Raw genomic sequence first — 23,351 nt, forward strand, 5'->3', positions numbered from 1 at the left:
CTTAGCTGTCCACCGACTGGCTGGATTGCAGATCGTAGATGCGGAATTCGGGCACGCCGCTTGCGAGTGGCTTGGCCGGCGTGAAGACGACGCGGCGGCTTTCGCCGGCGGCAAGATCGAAGGCGTTGTCGGAATAACGCCCTTCCGCCTCGCTCTCGATCATCACGAACAGCGCAAGTCCCCTTGCGGTGACGGTGAGTTCCACGGTCCCGTTTTCCTCTTTCTCCTCCCGCAGCACCGTCAGGCCGGCGGGTTGAAGCTCAAGCGCCTTGTAGGTGCCGTGGACATAGTGCCCCTCGCCGCCCATGCCGTTCGATGCGGTGAAGCGCCACGCCAGCAGACAATCGGTGGGAACCTGATCCGCATCGATCGACAACGCCGTGACGGCGGCATCCGGCGTGCAGACGGCATGCGCCATCGTCAGCGGCATGCGCTCACCATCAAGCTTAAGCAGCGATACGGAAATATCGACCACCACATCGGCATTGGTGTCGTTGACCAGAGAGAAGCGGATCGTCTTATTGTCGTCCGAAGGAATTGCCGCAACGGATACAGGCTGAAAGAAGCGCCGGACCAGATAATGCATCACCTTCCATCGGCCGCCGTAATCGAGGCTCGACCAGGAGGCCACCGGCCAGGTGTCGTTGAGCTGCCAGTAGATGGTGCCCATGCAATGCGGCTTCAGCGATCGCCAATATTCCACCGCCGTCTTGATGGCGAGGCCCTGCTGGACCTGGCTCAGATAGACGAAATTCGGGAAATCCTTGGGAAAGCGGAAATAGCGGAACATCGTGCCGGCAATGCGCTCGTTGCCGCCGGCATTCTTCTGGTGCAGTTCCATGACCGGAGAGGCGATGTTCATATCCTTCGCCTCGGCATAGGTCTTGATGACGGGCAGCGAGGTATAGGACTGGAAGCCGAATTCCGAGCAGAAGCGCGGCCGCACGGACCGGTAATTGTCGAAGGACTTGTTCTCGTGCCAGACCGACCAATAATGCATGTCGCCGGAGCCATCGGCGTGCCAGGCGTCGCCGAAATTGAGATAGCCCGAAGCCGGGCTCGATGGCCACCAGATCGCATCCGGCAGCGCCTTCTTCATCGCCGTCTCGATTGTCCTGTTCAGGCGATCGTAGGAGACGAGATAGCGGTCGCGATCTTTGCGGGATTCCTCGAACCAGGTGAGCGCACCCACCAGTTCATTGTCGCCGCACCAGAGAACGATGGAGGGATGCGTCGCAAGCCGGCGCACCTGATAGCCCACCTCCCCCTCGACATTCTCCAGGAAGTCGCTCGTCGAGGGATAGAGATTGCAGGCAAACATGAAGTCCTGCCACACCATCAGACCCAGGCGATCGCAGGTGTCGTAGAACCAGTCATGCTCATAGAAGCCGCCGCCCCATACACGGATCGCATTCATATTGGCATCGACGGCCGATTGCAGCAGATCCTCGGTCGCGGCCGGATTGGAGCGTGAGAACAGGGCATCGGCCGGGATCCAATTGGCCCCACGGGCAAATATCTCGCGACCGTTGACCTTCAACGCGAAACGGCTGCCAGCCTCGTCCTCGTCGGTAATCAACTCGACCGTGCGCAGGCCGATCTGCCGCGTGACTGTTTCGAAATTGGTTTCCACCGACAAAGCATAGAGTGCCTGCTCGCCATTGCCTGCCGGCCACCAAAGCTTAGGCTTGTCGATATGGAAGAAATGGGTGATCGACGTCTCGCCGGCGTTGACGCCAACATCGAGGCGAACCCGCTCGTCATCAAGCGAGAAATAAAGCTGTGCGATCCCCGTTCCCTTGGCAAATAGCGCCACCGTCACCTTGAGATCGACCGAGCCGTCGTCATTATGAATCTGCTGGGTGACGACATTTTCGATGCGCGCTATTTCGAGCTTTTTTAGCGCGATGGCGCCATAGAGGCCAAGCGGCGCGATCGCAATGTTCCAATCCCAGCCGAAATGGCATTGCGGCTTGCGCAGCATGTTACCGTTCGGGATCGGCGAATTGCCGGTGCTGTAGGGAATGTAGAAAGGCTGCTTCGCCTGCAGGGCAGCACCAGCCGAAATGCTCGAATGCAGGACGATGCGAATGGTGTTCGTACCCGTCTTCAGCACTTTCGAGACGTCGGGGCGATAACGCTGAAAACAGTTATTGCCCTCCAACACCAACGCATCGTTGACGTAGACGCTGGCGACCGTGTCGAGATAATCGATATCGAGATACCAGTCTCCGCCGGCATCATCGAGTACGAAGCTGCGCGTCAGCTCCCAGTCCTGCTTGGCGACCCACTGCACGACCTCTTCGTTCCGCGCAAAATAAGGATCGGGAATAAGCCCCCCCGCATAGAGCGCGGAATGGACATCACCGGGCAGAGACATAGACAGAGAATGATCGCTGTCGGGGGACGTCAGCCTCCACGATCCCGTCAGATCGACGGTGAGGCTATCATTGATGAAAGAAGACATCGGACCTCCTCGGACCGCTGCAAAGAAAGAGGCGGCTGAGCCGCCTCCGGGCATGGGATCATATTCTGAGTTCTGTCTGCGCATCGAAGAGCGATGCGACAGACATATCGAAGCCAAGCTTTACGGCCGAACCGGGGCCAAAGCGCCTCGCGCCATTGACGCGAACCGACATGGTATGACCGGCATGCTTCAACCAGAGCAGATTATCGGCGCCCATCGGCTCCTCGATATCGACCGTGGCATCGTGAATTTCGGCACCTAACGCGGCCGCTTCATTGACCTTGATATGCTCAGGACGAACTCCCAGCACAACCTTGCGGCCGACCTCCAGAGCCTCGCCGGCCTTGTAGCCGTCGAGAGAAAACAGCACGTTATTGGTCGCGAACACGACCTTGCCTTCGCGGTTTACCAGTTCGCCCTTGAGGAAATTCATCGACGGCGAGCCGATGAAACCTGCGACGAAGAGATTGCGCGGCTCATTGTAGATCGTCGTGGGATCGTCGAGCTGCATGATGACGCCGTTCTTCATGATCGCGATGCGATCGGCGAGCGTCAGCGCCTCGATCTGATCGTGGGTCACGTAGATCATGGTATTCTTCAGCGACTGATGCAGCCGCTTGATTTCGACGCGCAGCTCCGAGCGCAGCTTGGCATCGAGGTTCGAGAGCGGCTCATCGAACAAGAACACATCGACGTCGCGCACCAAAGCGCGGCCGATCGCGACGCGCTGGCGCTGACCGCCCGAAAGCTCGGCCGGCTTGCGCTTCAGAAGCGGCTGGATCTGCAGGATCTCGGCAGCCCGCGCGATGCGCTTGTTGATCTCGTCCTGCGGCACCTTGGCAACGCGCAGACCGAAGGACAGGTTCTTCTCGACCGTCATCTGCGGGTAGAGGGCATAGGACTGGAACACCATGCCGATGCCGCGATCCTTAGGCTCTTCCCAGGTGACGTTCTTGTTCTTGATGAAAATCTGCCCCTCGGTGATATCGAGCAGGCCGGCAATGCAATTCAACAAAGTCGATTTGCCACAGCCCGACGAACCGAGAAGCACCAGGAATTCACCGTCATTGATCTCGAGGTTGAGGTTCTTGAGAACGGTGACCGCGCCGAAATCGAGCGAGAGGTCTTTGATGGAAACGCTACTGTTCATGGATCACCCCTTCACTGCGCCGGCGGCGATGCCGCGGACGAAGAGTCGCCCGGACACGAAATAGACGATAAGTGGAACAAGACCGGTGAGGATCGTTGCCGCCATGTTGACGTTGTATTCCTTCACGCCTTGGACGGAATTGACGATATTGTTGAGCTGGACGGTCATCGGATAATATTCGGGCCTGGTGAAGACGACGCCGAACAGGAAATCGTTCCAGATGCCTGTGACCTGCAGGATCATGGCAACGACGAAGATCGGCAATGACATGGGCAGCATGATGCGCAGGAAAATCTGCCAGAAGCCGGCGCCATCGATACGCGCGGCCTTGAAAAGCTCCACCGGCAGCGATGCGAAATAATTCCGGAACAACAGCGTCAGAATCGGCATACCGAAAATGCTGTGCACCAGGATAAGTCCGGTCAGCGTACCGTAGATGCCGATTTCGCGTAGCACGATGACGATCGGATAGATCATCACCTGATACGGTATGAACGCCCCGATCACCAGGATCGAAAAGAACAGATCGGCTCCCTTGAAGCGCCAATTGGCAAGCGCATAACCGTTGACCGAGGCAATCGCGATCGACAGGATCGTCGACGGCACGGTGATGCGCACGGAATTCCAGAAGCCGCGGGAAAGGCCGTCACAATTGAGGCCCGTACAAGCCGTTGCCCAGGCCTTCACCCATGGTTCGAAAGTGATTTCGAGCGGCGGCGAAAAGATGTTGCCGAGCCGGATTTCAGGCATCCCTTTCAGCGACGTGACGATCATCACATATAGCGGCAACAGGTAATAGGCCGCGGCGACGAAGAGCGTACCGTAGAGCATGATATTGCGGCCGGAAATCACCGGCGCGGCTTGCGGCCACTCGGTCCGGAGAGCGTCTTCTCCGTCAAGGCGGCACCGCCGTTTACGTTCTTGAGAGTAACAGGATTAGACACGCTTGCGCCCTCCGCCGAATTCCAGATAAGCCCAGGGGATGACGATGATCGCGACAGTCACCAGCATCATGGTGGAAGCAGCGAACCCTTGACCGAGGTTCTGCGCCTGGAACATGTAGTCGTAGACGTATTTCGCCGGGACTTCCGACGCGATGCCAGGTCCGCCGCTCGTTTGCGCGACGACGAGGTCGTACACCTTGACGATACCGCTGGCGATGATGACCAGTGTGGTGATGAAGACGGGGCGCATCATCGGAATGACGATGAAAACATAGGTCCGCCACATCGGAATCCCGTCCACGCGCGCCGCTTTCCAGATATCTTCGTCAATGCCGCGCAGGCCTGCGAGCATCAGGCACATCACGAGCCCCGTACCCTGCCAAAGAGCTGCTATCAGCACACCGTAGATGACAATGCTCGGGGTATAGAGCGGATCGAAAGTAAATGTCGTCCAACCGAGCGAGCGCACCACGGACTGGATGCCGAATTCGGGGTTAAGCAGCCACTGCCAGACGAGGCCGGTGACGATGAAGGAGAGAGCGAAGGGATAAAGAAAAATCGTGCGGAAGGTGTTTTCGAACCGGATCTTCTGGTCCATCAGCGCAGCCAGCACGAAGCCGATGACGAGACTGAAGATCATGGAAAGAATGCCGTAAACGGCAAGATTCTCAATGGACACGACCCAGCGCGGCGCCGCCCACAAACGGTGGTATTGGTCCAGCCCGACGAAGCTGAGACGTGGCAGCAGCTTTGAATTGGTGAAGGAATAAACCACTGTCCAGATCGTGCCGCCGAGGAAGATGACGACGGCCGTCAGGATCATTGGAATGGATGCAATCTTCGAATTCAGATTGCGCAGAAATTGATTTGGCCGGCCGGCTTTCGCATGACCCGTCATTGTAGCTCCTTCTAACGCGCGATTGCTTCGACGATCAGGAACTCTGGGCCATGACCCGATCTCGGTTCCTGTCGCTCCCTCCTCATCCACGGCCGAACGTCACATCCCTGTGAGTCCGCCGCCTAAGGGCGCCGTAGCCAGCCGGATCACAAGACATGTCCCGACCGTGACACCGACCCGCAACGCGAGGCCGGCATCACTACAGCGAGAAGATAGAGATCAATCAGCAGCAGCGATGATCTCGACGAAGCGTTTCTGGGCAGCTTCCGGCGTCATCGAAGGATTGGCGAAGAACTCGGAGAATAGATCTTCTTTCTGCTTCTGGCTGTCGGCAGAAAGAAGCTGGTCCGTGCCCTGGATCACGTTACCCTTCTTCAGAATTTCCAGGCCCTTCTTCATGCAGTCGTTGGCTGCTGCGAGGTCCACGTCGCCGCGTACCGGCAGCGAACCCTTCTTCAGGTTGAAGGCAACCTGGGTCTTCGGATCGAGAAGCGTCTTCGCGAGCGCATCCTGAGCCTTCGACTTGGCCTCATCCTTCAGCAGCGGGAAGTAGAATGCGTCGCCGCCTGTGGAAATGACTTCATTGACACCGAGGCCGGGAAGGCAGGTATAGTCCGTGCCGGCCTTCTGGCCTGCCAAGGCGAACTCACCCTGTGCCCAGTCTCCCATGATCTGGCCGCCGGCCTTGCCGGTGATGACCAAGTTCGTGGCCTGGTTCCAATCCTGAACGTTGGAGCCCTTGGACATCTTGCGTGCGTCATCGGCAGCCTTGAAGACCTTGGCAATCTCCGGTCCGGCAGCGACTTTCGCATCCTTGTCCTTGAACACTTTCTCGAAGTTATCCTTACCGGCGATGGCGACCATCAAGACGTCAAAGGCACCTGCAGCCTGCCATGGCTGGCCACCGACAGCGAGCGGAACGATGCCTGCCTTTTCCAGCGCAGGAGCGGCGGCAACGAATTCATCCCAATTCTTCGGAACCGGAACACCGGCCTTCTTGAAAGCAGCATTCGAAAGCCAGAGCCACTGCCAGGAATGGATGTTAACCGGCGCGCAATAGATCTTGCCGTTGATCGTGCAGGAATCAAGCAGGCTCGATGGACGGATGATGTCCTTCCAATGCTCCTGCGTTGCGACGTCGGTCAGATCGCGCATCAGGCCGGCCTGCACCAGCTCCTCGGCCTGACGACCGTGGTTGAACTGGGTGGCACCCATGGGATCGCCGCCGGTGATACGGCTGATCATGATCGGACGAGCAGTGCCGCCCGAGCCGGCGATCGCACCATCGACCCAATGATTACCGGTCGCGTCGAACGCCTTTGCCAATTCCGCCACGGCGGCAGCTTCACCACCGGACGTCCACCAATGCGTTACCTCAAGATCAGTTGCCTTGGCCGCACCAAGCGGCAATGCAACTGAAGCGGCCAGCACAGCGGCCATCAAACGAATATTCATGAGTTCTCCTCCCTCACTGAAACGTTGCCGGAAAAACGTAGTCGAATCATTTTCAACGCGCAACCGCTCGCTCACAAATTTTTTCAGCAGGCTCAAATATAGCACCTCGAATTATATACCTTCTTTCGAATAAGCCAAAACGCCTACCATTCACCCCACCATTCGCAAGGATCTGGAAAATTTAAGTTGCTGATTATATTTATCTATTTTTGACATCATCAGCCGAACACCTAAAACCTTCTCGAGTATCTGCAAATTTTGGAAAAAGGATGCGGATTAAACCGTCGCATATATTAGTTTTCTCGACATGAGAAAAAGTGCTCGACTTTTCCACTGTATCGTTACAGATTTTCGAGACGAGGAAGGAGTGACCACATCACAAATATGCTTGCGGCGCTGCTGCGGGCACTATAAGCGGTCGGTCGCGGGAGGCAGCATTGCAGGATATGGACAGTAAGAAGATTTCCGGCAGCAGCACAGCGCAGTCTACACATGAACGGCCGACGCTCAAGACGATCGCCTTTATGACCGGGCTTGGGATAACCACCGTCTCTCGCGCCTTGAAAGATGCTCCTGACATCGGCGCCGAGACCAAGCAGCGGGTGCGCATGGTCGCGCGGCAATTGGGATATCATCCCAATCGCGCCGGCGTACGTCTCAGGACTGGAAAGACCAATGTTATCGCCCTGGTCCTAAGCATGCACGAAGACATCATGGGCTTTACCAGCCAGATCGTCTTCGGCATTTCCGAGGTTCTGGCCGGTACTCAATATCATCTGGTCATCACGCCGCATTCGCTTAGCAAGGACTCGCTGGTTCCGATCCGCTACATCCTGGATACTGGCTCGGCTGACGGCGTCATCATATCGCGCACAGAACCCAACGATCCGCGCGTCGCGCTCATGCATGATCGTGGCATGCCTTTTTCCACGCATGGACGGACGGATATGGGCATCGTGCACCCCTTCCATGATTTCGACAACGAAGCCTTCACGCACGAAGCCGTGCAGGCGCTGGTCGCCAAAGGACGGCGTCGCTTGGCGCTTCTGCAGCCCTCCAGCAAGCTGACCTACTATTCGCATACCCGCATCGGCTTCCAGGCGGGTTTGCGTCAATATGGTGCGGAAGAGATCTCGCTCGGGATTACCACGGACAACACCCTTGCCGATATCAAGGACACGGTCGAAGCACTGATGCGCTCTCCGCATGCACCCGATGGTTTCATCTGCTCCAGCAGCGGCGGCGCCATTGCCGTTAATGCCGGAATCGAGGCCGCTGGTTTTCGTCTCGGGCGTGACATCGACATGGTCGCCAAGCAATCGACCGATGTCTTGAGCTGGATCAGGCCCGATATCATTGCGGCGTCGGAAGACTTTCGTCATGCCGGCCGCGAGCTCGCCAAGGCGGTCATCGCGCGCATCGACGGCGTGGAACCCGAGCTTCTGCAAAGCATCAGCCCGCCCGTCTGGTCAAACGGCTGATAAGGAAAAGGCCTGCGGGGTTTCACCGGCAGGCCTTTTGATCATCGTATCCGACTGCTCTGTCAGGCTGTAGCACCACTGCCCCATGGGCCGTGGTGAATATCCTTGCCGTCGACACGGTCGAAGCCGTGAGCGCCAAAGAAGTCGCGCTGAGCCTGGATCAGGTTGGCGGTGCCGCGCGCCTGGCGATACGCGTCGAAATAGGTCAGAGCCGAAGCAAGCGCCGGAACCGGCAGGCCGGCAGCCGTCGCAGCCGAAACGATGCGGCGCAGCGACGGGATCGATTCCTTGACCATTTCTGCAAAGGCCGGCGTGACGATCAGATTCGCCGCATCCGGCGTCTTCGTGAAAGCGCTGGTGATCTCATCGAGGAACTGTGAGCGGATGATGCAGCCGGCACGCCAGATCTTGGCGATGACGGGCATCGGCAGCGACCAGTTGAACTCCTTCGAAGCCTCGGCCATGACGGCAAACCCCTGCGCGTAGGCGCCGATCTTGGCAGCAAAAAGCGCCAGTTCCAGATCTTTCAAGAGGTCGGGGCCGAAGGCGATCGGGAACTTGTAGTCCGGCGTGCCGAAGATCTTCTCGGCGGCTTCGCGCTGGCTCTTGATGGCCGAGAGGCTGCGGGCGGCAACGGCGGCTTCGATGGCGGTTGCAGGAATGCCCATGTTCTGGGCTTCGATAACCGACCACTTGCCTGTGCCCTTCTGGCCGGCTTTGTCGAGAATGACATCAGGCATGGCGCTGCCGGTTGCGGGATCCTTCGCGGCAAGAACCTTTTCGGTGATCTCGATGAGATAGGAGTTGAGGCGACCCTTGTTCCATTCGCCGAAGATCGAGCTGATATCGGCGGCGCTCTTGCCGAGGCCATCGCGCAGGATGCCGTAGATTTCGGCGATCATCTGCATATCGGCATATTCGATGCCGTTGTGGATCGTCTTGACGAAGTGACCGGCGCCGTCATTGCCGAGCCAAGCAACACACGGATCGTTATTGTACTTCGCCGCAATCGAAGTGAGCACCTTCTCGACGCGCCTGTAGGACTCTTCCGTGCCGCCGACCATGATGGAGGGGCCGTGACGCGCGCCTTCCTCGCCGCCGGACACGCCCATGCCGATGAAGGTCAGGCCGGTATCCTTGAGGCGGTCGAAGCGGGCGATCGTGTCGCGGAAATTAGCATTGCCGGCGTCGATCATGATGTCGCCCTTGTCCAGATAGGGCTGTAGCGCCGCCATCTGCTGGTCGACCGGCTCGCCGGCCTTAATCATGATGATGATCGGCCGTGGCGGACGGATTGCCTCGACGAACTCCTCGATCGTCTTGCAGGGAATGATCTTGTCCTTGAGTGCGCCCGCATTCGCGTAAAATTCATCCGTTACTTGAGGAGTACGGTTGAACACTGCAATCTTGTTGCCTTTTTCAGCGATGTTGAGCGCCAGATTCGATCCCATTACCGCGAGACCGATCAGCCCGATTTCTGCCTTTTCCACGACAATCCTCCAATGAACCGTTCACCGCGCCCAGCCCACCCTGAAGACGCAGCAACATCCGATGTGACGCAATGCCGCCGACGCTCGGCGCGACAGGCTGCAGCCCTGCGTTGGGGCTGTTGTTGCACTCCGGGCGGAAAACGGCAAGCCTCCGAAAGCCGTGAATCGTTCCCTTTGCAGGACTGTGCAACAATGTTGCCGAATTGGCGATTCATTCGCGTGCGAACTCTGGCTTGTTCCGCAGGTCTCAGTCCCTTGATGGTGATATAGAGGAGGAAAACACCATGTCGACCATGAATGCGAAGATCGTACATATCTCCATCGATCGCGACTGGAGGGAGGTCTACAACTACGCCAGCCGTCCGGAAAACATGCCTTTCTGGGCCTCAGGTCTGGCATCCGGGCTGACGCAGGATGGCAATGATTGGATCGCCGAAGGCACGCTCGGCACTGCCCGGGTTCGGTTCTCGCCTCGCAATGACTTTGGTGTCATCGACCACTGGGTAACGCTGGAATCTGATCTGCAGGTCTACAATGCGTTGCGCATCGTGCCGAACGGCGATGGTTGCGAGGTCATGTTCACCCTGCTCCAGCTACCGGACATGGAGGCAGAGCAATTCGCGGCCGATGCCGCGCATGTCATGCGGGATCTGAAGACGCTGAAGGAGTTGATGGAGCGCTGACCGCCCTTACAGCGAGCGCAACGTCCAATCGACGAGTTCGCCTGTCACACCTGCAAATGCGGCATCGAGCGCCCGCACGAAATCGGGATTGCTGCCACCGTTGACCGGCACGACCTTCCGGAACACGTTCTGGGCCTTCACCGTACCAGTGCGATCGTTCAGGATCTTTTCGGAGATTTCGACGATTGCCGTCTTATGGCCACCGGACGCATTGATCTCGAAGGAGCGGATATCGGTGACGATCTGATAGTCGATTGCAAGCCCCTGCCCGGGTACGCCAACGCCACCGAGCTTGCCGGTATTCTCGAAAGCCTCGACAAGTTTCGATTGCACCATTCTGCTCAGCTTGTCGCTCCATTGCGATTTGCCGAGATATTGGATTTCCGAGCCCGAGACGCGAATGACGATCTGATTGCTATCCAGAGCCTGCAGCGCGGTCGGCGGCGGGATGAGGATCTGGCGGCTTTTGACCGAAGGTCCATTCGTCTTTGCCGACGCGGAAAGATCGTAGGTATCATTGTTGGAAGAGGTTCCACAGCCTCCCAGCAAGGCCGCGAGCAACGGCAACGCGATCACAGCTTTCCACACCTGATGACGCTCACTCGACACGCAACCGACCATATTTCGCTTATCCCCTGGAGACCAGATATCGCTCTTCATCAATGCCGCGCGCGGCCGTCGTAAGTCTTAACCGTATCTCCGCCGAAAATCAGTCGTTGCGGATTGCGGTCGAAATTAGTGATTGTACTATTCAGATTGTCAACCGTGCCCCGCATGTCGTTGATGAGGGTCTGGGCATCGCGCAAGCCGCTGCTGGAAAATTTCTGCAGATTGTCGGCGATCGGCCCGATGCGGGAATTTAGATTGTCCGCCATCTTCTTGAAGGATTCGAGCGTGTCCTTGGCTTCTGCAAACAGCGATTTGGTGCTGTCGTCGCCGAGCAAGGAATTGACCTTGGTCAGGATGCCGTCAACCTTGCCGGACGCCGCATTGAGCTTGGTCGAAATCTCGCGGGCATTGGCAATCGTCTGATCGATATCCTGCTGATGCGAGGCAACCGAGTTGGCGACATCCCGGATCGATGCGACCGCGGTACGAGCCTGTTTCGTCACATCGGCAATATCGTCAACCGATCCCTTGATCTTGGCAGGATCGATCTGCGCGACGAGCGCATCGACTCGATCCAACGTTTTTTGAGCGTTCTGACCAAACGTCGTATAGGTGTCGGCCGTCTGCTTGAAACTTGCAATCGTCGCCTTTAGGTCGGTCGTCGCATCGGCGACATTGGCCGTGATCTTGTCGGCATTGGCGATGACGTCGTTGACCTTCTGGGCATCGACCGCGCGCACCAGCTTTTCGATCGCATCCAACGTCGAGTCGACGCGGACCGAGACCGTCTTGAAGGTATCAGAAAGCTGGCCGACGCTTGCCAAGAACTTGTCGATATTGTCGGAATTGTCAGCAATCGCCTTGGAGAATTTCTGCGCATTGCGCACGGTATCCGTCAGCGGCCCGCGCGAATCCGAGACGAAGCCCTGGATGTCGCCGATCGTGTCGTTGGCGCGGTTCAGGATCTTGTCGGCCGTCGTTAACAGGTTGGTCACGCTCGACTGGTCTGCGAGCAATACCGCTCGCTTGCCCGTGTCGATCGAGCGCTTGAGGATATTTTCGTCGCTGTTGCGACCGCCGGAAAGCTCGATATAGGCCGCACCCGTCAGGCCCTGGATCTCAAGAATGGCCTTGGTCGAGGTGTAGACCGGCGCATCGGCGCGCACCTGCGTGAAGGCGAGAGAATAGTTCGGGTCGTCGGCGTCGATCGAAAGCCCCTGCACCGAACCGACCTGAATACCGTTGAAGCGGACCGGCGAGCCGACGCTCAACCCATTTGCCGAACCGGGAATGCGCACGACGAGCTCAACCATAGGACCGCCCCGGCCGTATTCCGCCATCCAGTAGACGAAGCCGAAGGCGGCAGCGATGACAACCAGCGTGAAGAACCCGACGATCGTGTAATTGGCTTTGGTTTCCATTGTCTCCAGTCACTTCTCGCGGCTGTGGGCGCCTGCGCCTTTGTCGTCGTTGTGCCCTCTGATGTCCTCGCGCGGCACGATCGAGCGTGCGCGCTTGCCCCTGAAGTAGGATTGCACCCAGGGGTCATCACAGGCGAGCATGTCCTCAACCGTGCCTTCCACCAATACCCGCTTCTGTCCGAGAACAGCAATACGGTCACAGACGGAAAACAGGCTGTCGAGGTCGTGAGTCACCATATAAACGGTCAGGCCAAGCGTGTCGCGCAGCTTGGCAATCAATTCGTCGAACTCCGACGCACCGATCGGATCGAGGCCCGAGGTCGGCTCATCGAGGAAAACGAGGTCGGGATCGAGCGCCAGGGCTCTGGCCAGCGCCGCGCGCTTGATCATGCCGCCCGAGAGCTCGGAAGGATATTTGTCGGCGGCATCAGCGGCGAGACCCACCATGCGGATCTTCATCAGCGCAAGCTCGTCCATCATCTCTTTCGGCAGGTCCAGATATTCCCGCATCGGTACCTGGATGTTTTCCTTGACCGTCAGCGAGGAAAACAGTGCACCTTGCTGAAAGAGCACGCCGAGCCGCATGTCTAGCCGATTGCGATCCTCTTCGTCGAGCTTGTCGTAATCTTCGCCGAGGATCTCGATCTTGCCCGATCGGCGCGGCAGTAGCCGCAGCACAGTGCGCAGCAGCACGGACTTACCCGCGCCGGAAGCGCCGACGAAACCGAGGATTTCGCCGCGATAGATATTGAGGTTCAGCTTATCGAGAACCACTTTCGAGCCGAAAGCCACGGTGACATCCCGTGCCGACAGCACGATGTCCCTGCCGTGCTCATCCTTTTCCAATGGAATTTCCGAGTGAAGCGCGCTCATCGTTATCGTCCCTCAGAAATCGATTGCCGCATAGAACATGGCGAAAAGCCCGTCCATGAGGATAACGACGAAGATCGACTTCACCACCGATGACGTCACGTGCTGACCGAGAGATTCGGCACTGCCTCCCACCTTCAATCCTTCAACCGCAGCGACGATGCCGATGACCAGCGCCATGAACGGCGCCTTGATCATGCCTGAAATGATCGTCGAAAGGCTGACGGCCTCATGAAGGCGCGAGATGAAGGTCGCAAACGTGATGCCGGAATAGGCCCAGGACACCAATGCAGCGCCAAAGAGCGCGGCAAAGTTGGCAATAACCGTCAGCAGCGGCAAGGCCACCGTCAGCGCCACCAGCCGGGGAAAGATGAGCACGCCGACGGGGTTGAGGCCCATGACCTTCAGCGCGTCCACTTCCTCGCGCATCTTCATGGAGCCGATTTCGGCGGTAATCGCGCTGCCGGAACGGCCGGCAATCATGATCGCGGTCAGAAGCACGCCGATTTCGCGCAATTGCAGGATGCCGACCAGATCGACCACGAAGATTTCCGCGCCGAAATAACGCAGCTGGAAAGCGCCTTGCTGGGCGATGATCGCGCCGATCAGCGACGACATCAGCAGGATGATCGGAACGGCGCGCACCGCCATATGATCGATCTGATTGACGATCGAGGCTGGCGAAACGCCGCTGCCGCGACCAAACTTGAGCTGACCGCCGCGCACGGCCGAACCCAGTATATACATGGCGGCAATGAGATTGCCCCAGATATCGTAGACGCTTTCACCGATAGGCGCGAAGACACGCTCTGCCCATGATTTCCTCGGCTTCGCCGCTGCTGCCTCATCGTCCGGATGCGCGTCGAAAGTCGTCAGCAATTCGTCGATATGCGGATTGGAACCTTCGATCGTAACGTGAGCCTTGTGCGCTTCCTGGCTTTCCTTCAGCCGGCGGATCAGCAGCGCACCCGCCGTATCCACATCCGAAAGACCGAAAAGATCGATCACGACGTCGCCGCCGGAACTGCGCTTGGACAGCTGCTCGATCTGTCGCAGCACGCCATGCACATTGGCGCTGCGCCAATTGCCTTGCAGCCGATAGCGATGGCCTGCGCCTTCGGGCGCATCATCGATCTTCGGTGCATCGGACCTTTGCTCGGCTGCTTTCAAACTCATGCGTCTTTCAAATCTGGCACAACATACGCCGACTCGGTGAGCCCGCTTGGTCAATGCTTAATACACCGACTACGCGTGGAATTTCCATCTCGCGCCGACGCCAACTTATGTCACGGCTTTTTGATATCCAAATGAATTTGTTGCACCGCATCAGGATACGCCGTGAGCGCCGCCGCCGATTGCCGGCGTCCTGGCCTGCAGCCCGTAGGCGAAAATGACCATGACCAGCCCGAAAGCTGCAATGCCCGCCATGACATAATAGCTGGCGAGGTCAAGCCAGGCATAGAGATAGCCGGATGCAAGGGTCATCAACCCTAAGAACATGCCGTTGTAAAAATAATACGCCCCCTGGGCCGATGATTCCTGCGTTTCGTGCACTGAGGCCACTATGCGACGCTGAATGCCTGTGTGGACGCAGGCATAGGTGCAGGAATGAAAGCACTGCAGGACGAAATAGCCGAAGAAGCCGAAATTGATCGGAAACAGGATCCAGCGCAAAATACACATGGTCGCGCCGAAAAAGATCAATGTCCAAGCGCTGAACCGCCGACTAAGCTTCTTCGACAGGAAGAAAACCATCACCTCAGCCGCAACGCCGATGCTCCATAGGACAGCAATTTGCGCGCCGGAAAAGCCAAGCCTATGCCAATAGATCGATGCAAACGTATAGAGCATCGCATGGCTCGATTGCTGGATCGACACGCCGATCATGGTGATGAGCAAGTGCGGCGAGCGCAGATTTCCGGTCGGAGATTGCAGATTGATAGGCAGGTTGCGCCGGCGCGTCGGCCCGATGCGCGGGGCGAAAAACCCCATCAGCGTCGTCAGAATGAATCCGGCCACCATTACGGGCAAGACAGTGGTGCCGCCCCATATGCCGATCAGCTGGCCGCCGAGAAGGGTCGACAGGATGAATGTGATCGATCCCCAGACCCGCATGGAGCCATAGTCGAAGCCCCAGCGGCGCACGCCCGACATGGCGATCGACTCAACCACGGGCACGTAGGGCGCGTAGGTGGCCCCCTGAATGCCGTAGACCAGAAGCACCGGCCAGAAGTCGCTCGTCCAGTAGAGCGCGACAGCCGTCAACAGCGACAGTGCACCCGACCATAGCAGCACATCCGCCCTCTCCGTCATATGATCGGCGAGCACCGCGATGATGGGTGTCACGAGCACCCGCACGACCATAGGAATGGCGAGCACCAGGCCGATCTCATGATCATTGAAATTCAGCCCCGCCAACCAGACGGGGAAAAACGGCAGGGCAATTCCGTTGACGAACAACGGAGCGCAGTAGGACAAGGCAGTGCGCAAGCGGAAATATGGAGGCGCACCCTCGCCCTGGAAGGACTTAATCGCGGGAATCATGACAGACCTGAAGGGAACTTATTTGTCCCTATCACGCTATCGAGAATACGACTATGGCGAGAAATGGCCAAACCGTACCGTTTCGGAAAAACCGAAGCTGTAGGCGTTCAATAATTATGACAAGCTATTAGCAAGCCTGTGAACAGGTGCAGAATTATGCTGCCTGTGCCCCGAGTGCCCGCGGCATTTCCTCGACAGGTGAGCCAACCGGTTCCGTCTCGAGAATATTCTGCCAGGTAATCAGCTCGAACGTGCCGTCTTCGTGCTCGGCAATCGCCGTGCAGCTTTCCACCCAGTCGCCCGTGTTGATGTAACGGATCCCATCGAGATCCTCGATCACCGCATGGTGGATATGGCCGCAGATGACGCCATCGGCATCGTTGCGCTTGGCCTCTTCGGCGACGACACGCTGAAATTCGCCGATGAAATTGACGGCGTGCTTTACCTGCAGCTTCGCCCAGGCCGAGAAGGACCAGTATGGCATGTTCAGGCGGCGGCGTACCGCTGCAAGGCCGATATTGATCAGGATTGCCATGTCATAGGCCCAATCGCCGAGATAGGCGAGCAGGCGGGCGTTACGGACGACCACATCGAATTCATCGCCATGGAGCACGAGATATTTCTTGCCGTCGGCCGTTTCATGCATGGCGCGCTGCGCCACCTCGATGCCGCCGAAATGCATGCCGGGGAAGTCACGCAGGAATTCGTCGTGATTGCCGGGGATATAGACGATGCGCGTGCCCTTGCGCGCCTTGCGCAGGAGCTTCTGGACTACGTCGTTGCAGTGCTGAGGCCAATACCAGTTTCGCTTCAGTCTCCAGCCATCCACGATGTCACCAACCAGAAAGATGGTATCGGCTTCGTGATGACGGAGAAAGTCGAGCAGGTAGTCCGCCTTGGCGGCCTTCGAGCCGAGGTGCACGTCAGAAATGAATAGCGTTCGGAAATGCCGGGGGTCCATGTTTTCATTCACGAACTATATGTCCGTGCCCTATCCTACGTTGGCTATTCCAAAACCAGACTCGTGTTTCAGGAAGATGACAATCCCTGTGCTTGACGGCTCAGCCGCCAGCGCAGCGTTCGATCCAAGGGACCCGCGCCGCTCAATTCTTGCAAAAAAGGCAATTCAGTTTTGTCACGACAAAAACGCTTTGTGACCTCAATTGCATACTGTGAAGGCGAAGCGATTGATGTATGCAGAAGACTCAAAGCGCAGGCAGGAATGGAGACCGCGAGATGGATACGCACGACACTTCGAAAAAAGCCGAAAACATGGCGAGTGGCGATTTCGACGAACAGGCGCTCTATTTCCATCGCTATCCCCGCCCCGGCAAGCTTGAAATCCAGGCCACCAAGCCGCTCGGCAACCAGCGCGATCTGGCGCTTGCCTATTCGCCCGGTGTCGCCGCGCCCTGTCTTGCCATTCGCGACAATCCGGAAACGGCCGCTTATTACACGTCCCGCGCTAATCTCGTAGCAGTGATTTCCAACGGTTCGGCGGTGCTCGGCCTCGGAAATATCGGCCCGCTCGCTTCCAAGCCAGTCATGGAAGGCAAGGCCGTTCTCTTCAAGAAATTCGCCGGCATCGATGTCTTCGACATTGAAATCGCAGCCCCGACGGTCGATGAGATGGTCAACACCGTCTCGGCGCTCGAACCGACCTTCGGCGGCATCAATCTCGAAGACATCAAGGCGCCGGAATGCTTCGACGTCGAGCGCCGCCTGCGCGAGAAAATGGAAATTCCGGTCTTCCACGACGATCAGCACGGCACCGCCATCATCGTCGCCGCCGCCATCCTCAACGGACTAGAACTGGCCGGCAAGAAGATCGAAGACGTCAAGATCGTCGCCTCCGGCGCGGGCGCAGCCGCGCTTGCCTGCCTCAACCTGCTCGTCATCCTCGGCGCCAGGCGCGAGAACATCTGGGTCCATGATATCGAAGGCCTGGTCTACAAGGACCGCAACGTCCTGATGGACGAGTGGAAATCCGTCTACGCTCAGGACAGCGACAAGCGTGTGCTGGCCGAATCCATTCCGGGCGCCGACGTCTTCCTCGGCCTCTCCGCCGCCGGCGTGCTGAAGCCCGAACTGCTGGCGCAGATGGCCGAAAAACCGCTGATCATGGCGCTCGCCAATCCGACGCCGGAAATCATGCCGGACCTCGCCCGCGCCGCCCGCCCCGACGCGATGATCTGCACCGGCCGCTCGGACTTCCCGAACCAAGTCAACAACGTCCTCTGCTTCCCCTATATCTTCCGCGGTGCGCTCGATTGCGGCGCCAAGACGATCAATGAAGAGATGAAGATGGCCGCCGTGCGCGCCATCGCAGCACTTGCCCGCGAGGAGCCTTCCGATGTTGCGGCTCGGGCCTATACCGGTGAAACTCCGGTCTTCGGGCCGAATTACCTGATCCCCTCGCCCTTCGACCCGCGCCTGATCCTGCGCATTGCGCCGGCCGTGGCAAAGGCAGCCGCAGACAGCGGCGTCGCCCTGCGTCCGATCACCGATTTCGACGCCTATATGGACGAGCTCAACCGCTTCGTCTTCCGTTCGGGCTTCGTCATGAAGCCTATCTTTGCCGCCGCGAAGATTGCCGAGCGCAAGCGCGTCGTCTTTTCCGAAGGCGAGGACGAACGCGTGCTGCGCGCCGCCCAGGTTCTTCTTGAAGAAGGCACGGCCGTCCCGATCCTGATTGGCCGTCCTTCCGTCATCGAGACGCGCCTGAAGCGCTATGGCCTGAAGATCCGTCCGAATACCGATTTTGCCGTCATCAATCCGGAAGACGATCCCCGCTTCCGCGAATATGTCGAGCTTTATTTCTCGCTGGTCGGCCGCGCGGGCGTTATCCCGGAAGCCGCACGCACGATCGTTCGCACCAACACGACCGTCATCGGCGCGCTTGCCCTGAAGCGCGGCGAAGCCGATGCGCTCATCTGCGGCCTCGAAGGCCGTTACGAGCGTCATTTGCGCATCGTCCGCCAGGTCATCGGCAAGCGGCCGGACGTTCGTGATTTCTCGGCATTGAGCCTGCTCATTTCGCAGCGCGGCGCGACCTTCTACACCGATACCTATGTGACGTTTAACCCGTCCGCCGAGGAAATCGCAGAATCCACATGGCTGGCTGCCGAGGAAATCAAGCGTTTCGGCATCGAGCCGCGCGCCGCCCTCGTCTCGCATTCCAACTTCGGCTCACGGGAGTCGGAAAGCGCCACGAAGATGCGTGAAGCGCTGGCTCTCATTCGCAAGGCGGCGCCGGATCTGGAAGTTGACGGCGAAATGCATGGCGACAGCGCCATTTCCGAGAGCCTGCGCCGCCACGTTATGCCGGACAGCGCGCTTTCCGGCGAAGCCAATCTGCTGGTCTTCCCCAATCTCGATGCGGCCAATATCACGCTCGGCGTGGTCAAGACGATGACCGATGGTCTGCATGTCGGTCCCATCCTGCTTGGGACGGCGCTTCCAGCCCATATTCTCTCGCCGTCGGTCACTTCCCGCGGCGTGGTCAACATGGCGGCGCTCGCCGTCGTCGAGGCCTCGCAGATCGCCTGATACTGCGCCTCGCAGCCGCCGTCAGAACGGCACCGCGCTTCATGCAATCGCGGTGCCGCCCATCTCCTGGCTATTGGCGGCTGCGAGCTGCAATTTCACGAAAATCCTCTCGAAATCCGTGCTTTTTCATGGATACGTTGTTAAGCAGCAAGGTGTAATCTTCAGCGAGTTAAAACCGCTTTCGAGAGCAGCACCGTGAACCGCGGCATAAAACAAGCTTCCATTGCCCTCTTTTCCCTGCTGACGGCCACGCCGGCCCTTGCACAGGCCGATCTCTGCGACGAGCTGCGCGGCCGCTATGTCGACATCAATGAGGTGATCGGCGCCAGCCAGGAAACGCGCCAGCTCTCGCGCGCCATCGTGCAGCAGAACCTGATGATCCGCCGGACGATGAGCGACCTGCGCAACCAGGGCTGCGCCGAAGGCGACGATGGCGTATTTGGCGGCCAGGACAATCAGGGCGTCTGCGACGACATCAGGCAATCGATCGATCAGATGCGGCAGGATCTCTCCCTGCTGATGGATCAGCGTGAGGAAAGCGTCGGCCGCGTCGATGCCGTAGCCATGCAGCGCCGGCAGTTGCTGGATACGATGCAGCGCAACGGCTGCAGCCTGCCGGCTTCGGCCACCCCGGATATCGTGATCGACACCCACACGAAGATGGACGCCTATGCGCCGCAGGAGCAGTCCCTGGCCAAGCCTGAAAGCTCCATTACCGTCATCGAAACGCCAAGGCTTCAGAAGAATTCGAGCCTCGAACAAAAGCAGGCGCCCGCGCCGGCGCCCAAGATAACACAGGCGCAGCCGCAGCAATTTCCGCCGGATCGGCCATACGATCCCTCAGCCCATAAGGTGCGCCAGGTCGGCCCGCAATTCCTCGCGACCGACCAGGGCAGCATCGATCTCAAGCATCCCAAAGAAGCCGGGCCGCAGCCGACGCAATAATGCGCGGCCAGCCGTTTCTCATTTTCGCCTGACCCGCCCTGCTTCCAAGGTTTTATGCCGATGCGGACTGGCGCAACAGGGAGATGATGGCCTCATCGCCCGCCTCCAGCGCAAGATCGCGATAGGACCGTCCGGAAGCATCCCTCACCGAGCGATCCGCCCCCTTCGTCAGCAGGAAGCGCACCGCCTCGCCGCGTCGATTGGCAATGGCGAAGCCGAGCGGCGTCATCCAATCGCGATCGGTAGGCTGCCCATGCGAGCGGAAGTCCCCGAAGCGGATATTCACCTGCTCGGGATGCTTATCGAGAATGGCAGCCAGCTGATCGATTGTGCCGAAAGCGGCCGCCGCGAAAATATCGAGCGGATGGGCCTTCAGAAACTCGACCATCTCATCCTTGCCGTTATATTCGGCCCAACCGATTGGCGGCGCATGAAAATTCGGATCGCGAACGGTGGTATCGGCTCCATGCGCGATCAACAGCTTCGCCATTTCCATATGACCATGCAATGCCGCCTCATGCAGCGGCGTGCGGCTCGTCATCGCGTTAACGTCGAGGCCCAAAGCCAGCATGCGGCGTACGGCCTCCAAGTCGTTTTCCCCGGCAGCGTCGTGGAGCATGGCGGGATGAGCCTTACGCATCGCAGCTACGATATCATCATCGCCCGCAAGTCTCTTTATGTGTTTAATGAATGACGCCATGTGCTTGCCGGCTACCGCCGGAGCGATCGCCTTTTTTCGAGGCTTCTGATGTATTTGGATATAGACCTGATCCTCGTCTTTCAGGCGAACTGCTACAGCTCCCTGCTGAACGAGATACAATGTGAGATCCTTATCATTGCCTAACCGCGCCCATTCGTAGGGCGTTCTCCCATTGACGGGCTTGTTGACATCGGCACCATGATCCACCAGCAGGCGCACCCGTTCGCCCATGCGATGTTCCAGCGCCCAGGCAAGCTGATAGTCGAAAACGGTCTGCGTGTTCTCGACGAACTTGCCATCCTCGCGCACGAGCCAATTGTTCTTATCCCCAGCGGACAAGCCATATTCGATCAGCAATTTCAGGCATGTATTGTCGGGTTCGAACATGCGGTTGTAGAGCGCCTGACTGTCATTCGCCTTTGCGTCAGCGTCGAGCAGCAATCGCGCGAATGCCACGCATTCCGGATGCTGAGGCTGACGCTCCTTCCCCGCCTCGCCTTCACCGAAGACGCCAGTCAAAACGGTGAAGCGATATTGGCCGGCATCGAGGAAGAAGGCGTCTACATCGGCCCCACGCCTGACCAACTCGCGGGCTGCCGGCAGGCTGGAACGACCCGGCACGCGAGCATAGGCCGCGCACATCAGCGGAGTGAGATCATGCGGCCCGCCCTTACGATCGAGAAGCTGCGGCCGGCGATCGAGCCAGCGAGTTATACGGTCGGCATCGCCAAGCGCAGCAGCGACGTGAATGCTTTCATCGGCAATCTCCGGATGAGCCTCCAGCAGTCGCAGCGCCTCATCGAAGCGCGCGGGATCGGCGGGAATATTGGCAAAGTAAGAAACCGTCGCCAGTGACAGGAAACGGTTGGCGAGCTGGTCCCGTGGAACGTGCTTACGATCGTCGCTTTCCAGATGCGCCTTGAGCTTCGTCCAGCTGGAAAAGCCGAATTCGCGGGCAAGAACAAGCTGAATGTCCTGCAATCCCACATCTGCGACGTCGGCAAAATAGGGCGCAACGCGGCTGCGCGCCGAAGCATCGCCCGACTGTACGGCCTTGAGGAAAGACTTGGCCTGTTTTTTCAGGGAATCGAGAGTGGCGTCGACAGCCAAAGAGCGCGTGATCACGATAGACCTCCTTCCATTTACGTCCGGTATCCGCGCCCACAGACTGAAAAGAGGTGTGGCAGTCTCACTTCATATGCATCAGGTGGGCCTAGCCCTTCCCGCGGATCGGATGCGCCCTGAGAGCGCATCCAGATCTATAGCGGCAGTTGCGGTCTGTCCAGAGCTCAAGCTGGCTCATAGCGGACATAGGCGAACTCGTCCCCATCCGGTGACCAGTTCGGCACATTGATTGATCCCTGCCCGCCGAAGAGCTCGAACAGCGTCGTGATATTGCCGCCATCCATGTCCATCAGCCGCATCCGCACATTGAGGTCGCGCGGATGATCGAAGACGTCTGGATCGTAGGAGATCAGGACGACCTTGTCGTTTTTTGGCGACGGATGCGCGAACCAATTGCCGTAATTGTCGTCGGTCAGCTGCTGCAAGCCGGTGCCGTCGGGACGGATGCGCCAGATCTGCATGAGGCCGGTGCGGCTCGAATTGAAATAGATCCATTGCCCGTCGGCCGAATAGTCAGGCCCGTCATTGCGGCCCTCGCCATGCGTCAGTCGGGTCTCTTCGCCGCCATCCATCGAGATCGTATAGATATCGAAAACGTCATTGCGGATGCCGCAATAGGAGAAGCGCTTCCCGTCCGGCGACCAGCCATGCCAATAGGACGGCAGATTGATCGTCACCTGCCTCGGTGTGCCGCCCTCTGCGGGTAGAACATAGATGCAGGATTTACCATGCTGCGTCTTGTCGGAAATCGCGATCAGCGAACCATCCGGGGAAATGCCGTGATCGTTGTTGCACTGGGTCGCAAAGCCGGTGTCGACCTGGGCGATGCCGCTGCCATCCAGCGGCAGCCGGTAAAGTAGGCCGTCGCCATTCAGCAGCAGATATCGGCCGTCAGGCGAATAGTTCGGCGCTTCGATCAGCTGGTCCGTTTGCCAGACGATCCGGTTTGCACCCGTACGGATATTATAGATCTCGACCGAGCTGCCCATTCTTCCTCTCCCTTGCCGCTGGATACCGCGA

17 protein-coding genes and 1 pseudogene are annotated in these 23,351 nt (G+C 58.5%); 4 read left to right on the forward strand and 14 right to left on the reverse strand.

What is annotated here, in order from left to right; all coding sequences use genetic code 11:
- Position 1 precedes the first annotated feature (1 nt).
- The 5 genes and pseudogenes from ACK83U_RS07850 to ACK83U_RS07870 all read right to left on the reverse strand — a co-directional run bounded on the left by ACK83U_RS07850 (position 2) and on the right by ACK83U_RS07870 (position 6,914).
- On the reverse strand, positions 2–2,467 hold the full coding sequence (locus ACK83U_RS07850; RefSeq protein WP_112606350.1) for a glycoside hydrolase family 2 protein: 2,466 nt from the start codon (positions 2,465–2,467) through the stop codon (positions 2–4).
- A 58-nt stretch (positions 2,468–2,525) separates the two neighbouring features.
- Positions 2,526–3,617: an ABC transporter ATP-binding protein gene (locus ACK83U_RS07855; RefSeq protein ID WP_112606348.1), complete on the reverse strand. Its 1,092-nt coding sequence runs from the start codon at positions 3,615–3,617 to the stop codon at positions 2,526–2,528.
- A 3-nt stretch (positions 3,618–3,620) separates the two neighbouring features.
- A pseudogene (locus tag ACK83U_RS07860) lies at positions 3,621–4,516 on the reverse strand (carbohydrate ABC transporter permease).
- 37 nt (positions 4,517–4,553) lie between these two features.
- Entirely contained in the window at positions 4,554–5,459 is a 906-nt protein-coding gene (locus tag ACK83U_RS07865) for a carbohydrate ABC transporter permease (protein WP_112606346.1), read from the reverse strand.
- A gap of 219 nt (positions 5,460–5,678) precedes the next feature.
- A complete protein-coding gene (locus ACK83U_RS07870) occupies positions 5,679–6,914 on the reverse strand; it encodes an ABC transporter substrate-binding protein (protein WP_112606344.1) in 1,236 nt (411 codons plus the stop codon).
- 446 nt (positions 6,915–7,360) lie between these two features.
- Between ACK83U_RS07870 and ACK83U_RS07875 the strand changes: the two genes are divergently transcribed.
- Positions 7,361–8,395, forward strand: a complete 1,035-nt coding sequence (locus ACK83U_RS07875) for a LacI family transcriptional regulator (RefSeq protein WP_112411961.1) — start codon at positions 7,361–7,363, stop codon at positions 8,393–8,395.
- Positions 8,396–8,457: 62 nt separating this feature from the next.
- Here the strand turns inward: ACK83U_RS07875 and gndA are convergent, their stop codons facing one another.
- Entirely contained in the window at positions 8,458–9,885 is a 1,428-nt protein-coding gene (gndA, locus tag ACK83U_RS07880) for an NADP-dependent phosphogluconate dehydrogenase (protein ID WP_112606342.1), read from the reverse strand.
- Positions 9,886–10,169: 284 nt separating this feature from the next.
- On the opposite strand from gndA, the gene ACK83U_RS07885 reads away from it, so the two are divergent.
- Positions 10,170–10,568 carry an SRPBCC family protein gene (locus tag ACK83U_RS07885; protein WP_112606340.1) on the forward strand — a complete coding sequence of 133 codons (399 nt, stop codon included), beginning with the start codon at positions 10,170–10,172 and terminating at the stop codon, positions 10,566–10,568.
- 6 nt (positions 10,569–10,574) lie between these two features.
- Here the strand turns inward: ACK83U_RS07885 and ACK83U_RS07890 are convergent, their stop codons facing one another.
- The 6 genes from ACK83U_RS07890 to ACK83U_RS07915 form a co-directional block, all read right to left on the reverse strand.
- On the reverse strand, positions 10,575–11,189 hold the full coding sequence (locus ACK83U_RS07890) for an ABC-type transport auxiliary lipoprotein family protein (protein WP_112606338.1): 615 nt from the start codon (positions 11,187–11,189) through the stop codon (positions 10,575–10,577).
- 38 nt (positions 11,190–11,227) lie between these two features.
- Positions 11,228–12,598, reverse strand: a complete 1,371-nt coding sequence (locus tag ACK83U_RS07895; RefSeq protein WP_112606336.1) for an MlaD family protein — start codon at positions 12,596–12,598, stop codon at positions 11,228–11,230.
- Between the two features lie 9 nt (positions 12,599–12,607).
- Positions 12,608–13,471, reverse strand: a complete 864-nt coding sequence (locus ACK83U_RS07900) for an ABC transporter ATP-binding protein (protein ID WP_112606334.1) — start codon at positions 13,469–13,471, stop codon at positions 12,608–12,610.
- A gap of 12 nt (positions 13,472–13,483) precedes the next feature.
- Positions 13,484–14,644, reverse strand: a complete 1,161-nt coding sequence (locus ACK83U_RS07905; RefSeq protein WP_112606332.1) for an ABC transporter permease — start codon at positions 14,642–14,644, stop codon at positions 13,484–13,486.
- 150 nt (positions 14,645–14,794) lie between these two features.
- Positions 14,795–16,012, reverse strand: a complete 1,218-nt coding sequence (locus ACK83U_RS07910) for an MFS transporter (protein WP_112334701.1) — start codon at positions 16,010–16,012, stop codon at positions 14,795–14,797.
- Between the two features lie 154 nt (positions 16,013–16,166).
- Positions 16,167–16,973 (reverse strand): UDP-2,3-diacylglucosamine diphosphatase, encoded by an 807-nt coding sequence (locus ACK83U_RS07915; protein ID WP_112334700.1) that lies wholly within the window; start codon positions 16,971–16,973, stop codon positions 16,167–16,169.
- 275 nt (positions 16,974–17,248) lie between these two features.
- Here ACK83U_RS07915 and ACK83U_RS07920 point away from each other — a divergent pair, with 275 nt between their 5' ends.
- Both ACK83U_RS07920 and ACK83U_RS07925 read left to right on the forward strand, forming a co-directional pair.
- Positions 17,249–19,561 carry an NADP-dependent malic enzyme gene (locus tag ACK83U_RS07920; RefSeq protein WP_112606330.1) on the forward strand — a complete coding sequence of 771 codons (2,313 nt, stop codon included), beginning with the start codon at positions 17,249–17,251 and terminating at the stop codon, positions 19,559–19,561.
- Between the two features lie 195 nt (positions 19,562–19,756).
- Positions 19,757–20,506: a hypothetical protein gene (locus ACK83U_RS07925; RefSeq protein WP_112606328.1), complete on the forward strand. Its 750-nt coding sequence runs from the start codon at positions 19,757–19,759 to the stop codon at positions 20,504–20,506.
- Positions 20,507–20,558: 52 nt separating this feature from the next.
- Here ACK83U_RS07925 and ACK83U_RS07930 read toward each other — a convergent pair whose 3' ends face one another.
- Positions 20,559–22,331, reverse strand: coding sequence for an ankyrin repeat domain-containing protein (locus tag ACK83U_RS07930; RefSeq protein WP_112606326.1), 1,773 nt, complete (start codon positions 22,329–22,331; stop codon positions 20,559–20,561).
- Between the two features lie 164 nt (positions 22,332–22,495).
- The gene (locus ACK83U_RS07935; protein WP_112606324.1) at positions 22,496–23,320 is read right to left on the reverse strand and encodes a TolB family protein; all 825 of its coding nucleotides are present in this window, start codon (positions 23,318–23,320) and stop codon (positions 22,496–22,498) included.
- Positions 23,321–23,351: the final 31 nt, after the last annotated feature.

Origin of the sequence: Rhizobium sp. WW22 (assembly GCF_047041135.1) — a bacterium.
In the GTDB taxonomy this organism is placed as follows: domain Bacteria; phylum Pseudomonadota; class Alphaproteobacteria; order Rhizobiales; family Rhizobiaceae; genus Rhizobium.

Bases quoted from the DNA above. Each gene is read 5' to 3' on its own strand.
- ACK83U_RS07850 (WP_112606350.1), bottom strand. From the start codon at position 2,467: ATGTCTTCTTTCATCAATGATAGCCTCACCGTCGATCTGACGGGATCG.
- ACK83U_RS07855 (WP_112606348.1), bottom strand. From the start codon at position 3,617: ATGAACAGTAGCGTTTCCATCAAAGACCTCTCGCTCGATTTCGGCGCG.
- ACK83U_RS07865 (WP_112606346.1), bottom strand. From the start codon at position 5,459: ATGACGGGTCATGCGAAAGCCGGCCGGCCAAATCAATTTCTGCGCAAT.
- ACK83U_RS07870 (WP_112606344.1), bottom strand. From the start codon at position 6,914: ATGAATATTCGTTTGATGGCCGCTGTGCTGGCCGCTTCAGTTGCATTG.
- ACK83U_RS07875 (WP_112411961.1), top strand. From the start codon at position 7,361: ATGGACAGTAAGAAGATTTCCGGCAGCAGCACAGCGCAGTCTACACAT.
- ACK83U_RS07885 (WP_112606340.1), top strand. From the start codon at position 10,170: ATGTCGACCATGAATGCGAAGATCGTACATATCTCCATCGATCGCGAC.
- ACK83U_RS07890 (WP_112606338.1), bottom strand. From the start codon at position 11,189: ATGGTCGGTTGCGTGTCGAGTGAGCGTCATCAGGTGTGGAAAGCTGTG.
- ACK83U_RS07895 (WP_112606336.1), bottom strand. From the start codon at position 12,598: ATGGAAACCAAAGCCAATTACACGATCGTCGGGTTCTTCACGCTGGTT.
- ACK83U_RS07900 (WP_112606334.1), bottom strand. From the start codon at position 13,471: ATGAGCGCGCTTCACTCGGAAATTCCATTGGAAAAGGATGAGCACGGC.
- ACK83U_RS07905 (WP_112606332.1), bottom strand. From the start codon at position 14,644: ATGAGTTTGAAAGCAGCCGAGCAAAGGTCCGATGCACCGAAGATCGAT.
- ACK83U_RS07910 (WP_112334701.1), bottom strand. From the start codon at position 16,012: ATGATTCCCGCGATTAAGTCCTTCCAGGGCGAGGGTGCGCCTCCATAT.
- ACK83U_RS07915 (WP_112334700.1), bottom strand. From the start codon at position 16,973: ATGGACCCCCGGCATTTCCGAACGCTATTCATTTCTGACGTGCACCTC.
- ACK83U_RS07920 (WP_112606330.1), top strand. From the start codon at position 17,249: ATGGATACGCACGACACTTCGAAAAAAGCCGAAAACATGGCGAGTGGC.
- ACK83U_RS07935 (WP_112606324.1), bottom strand. From the start codon at position 23,320: ATGGGCAGCTCGGTCGAGATCTATAATATCCGTACGGGTGCAAACCGG.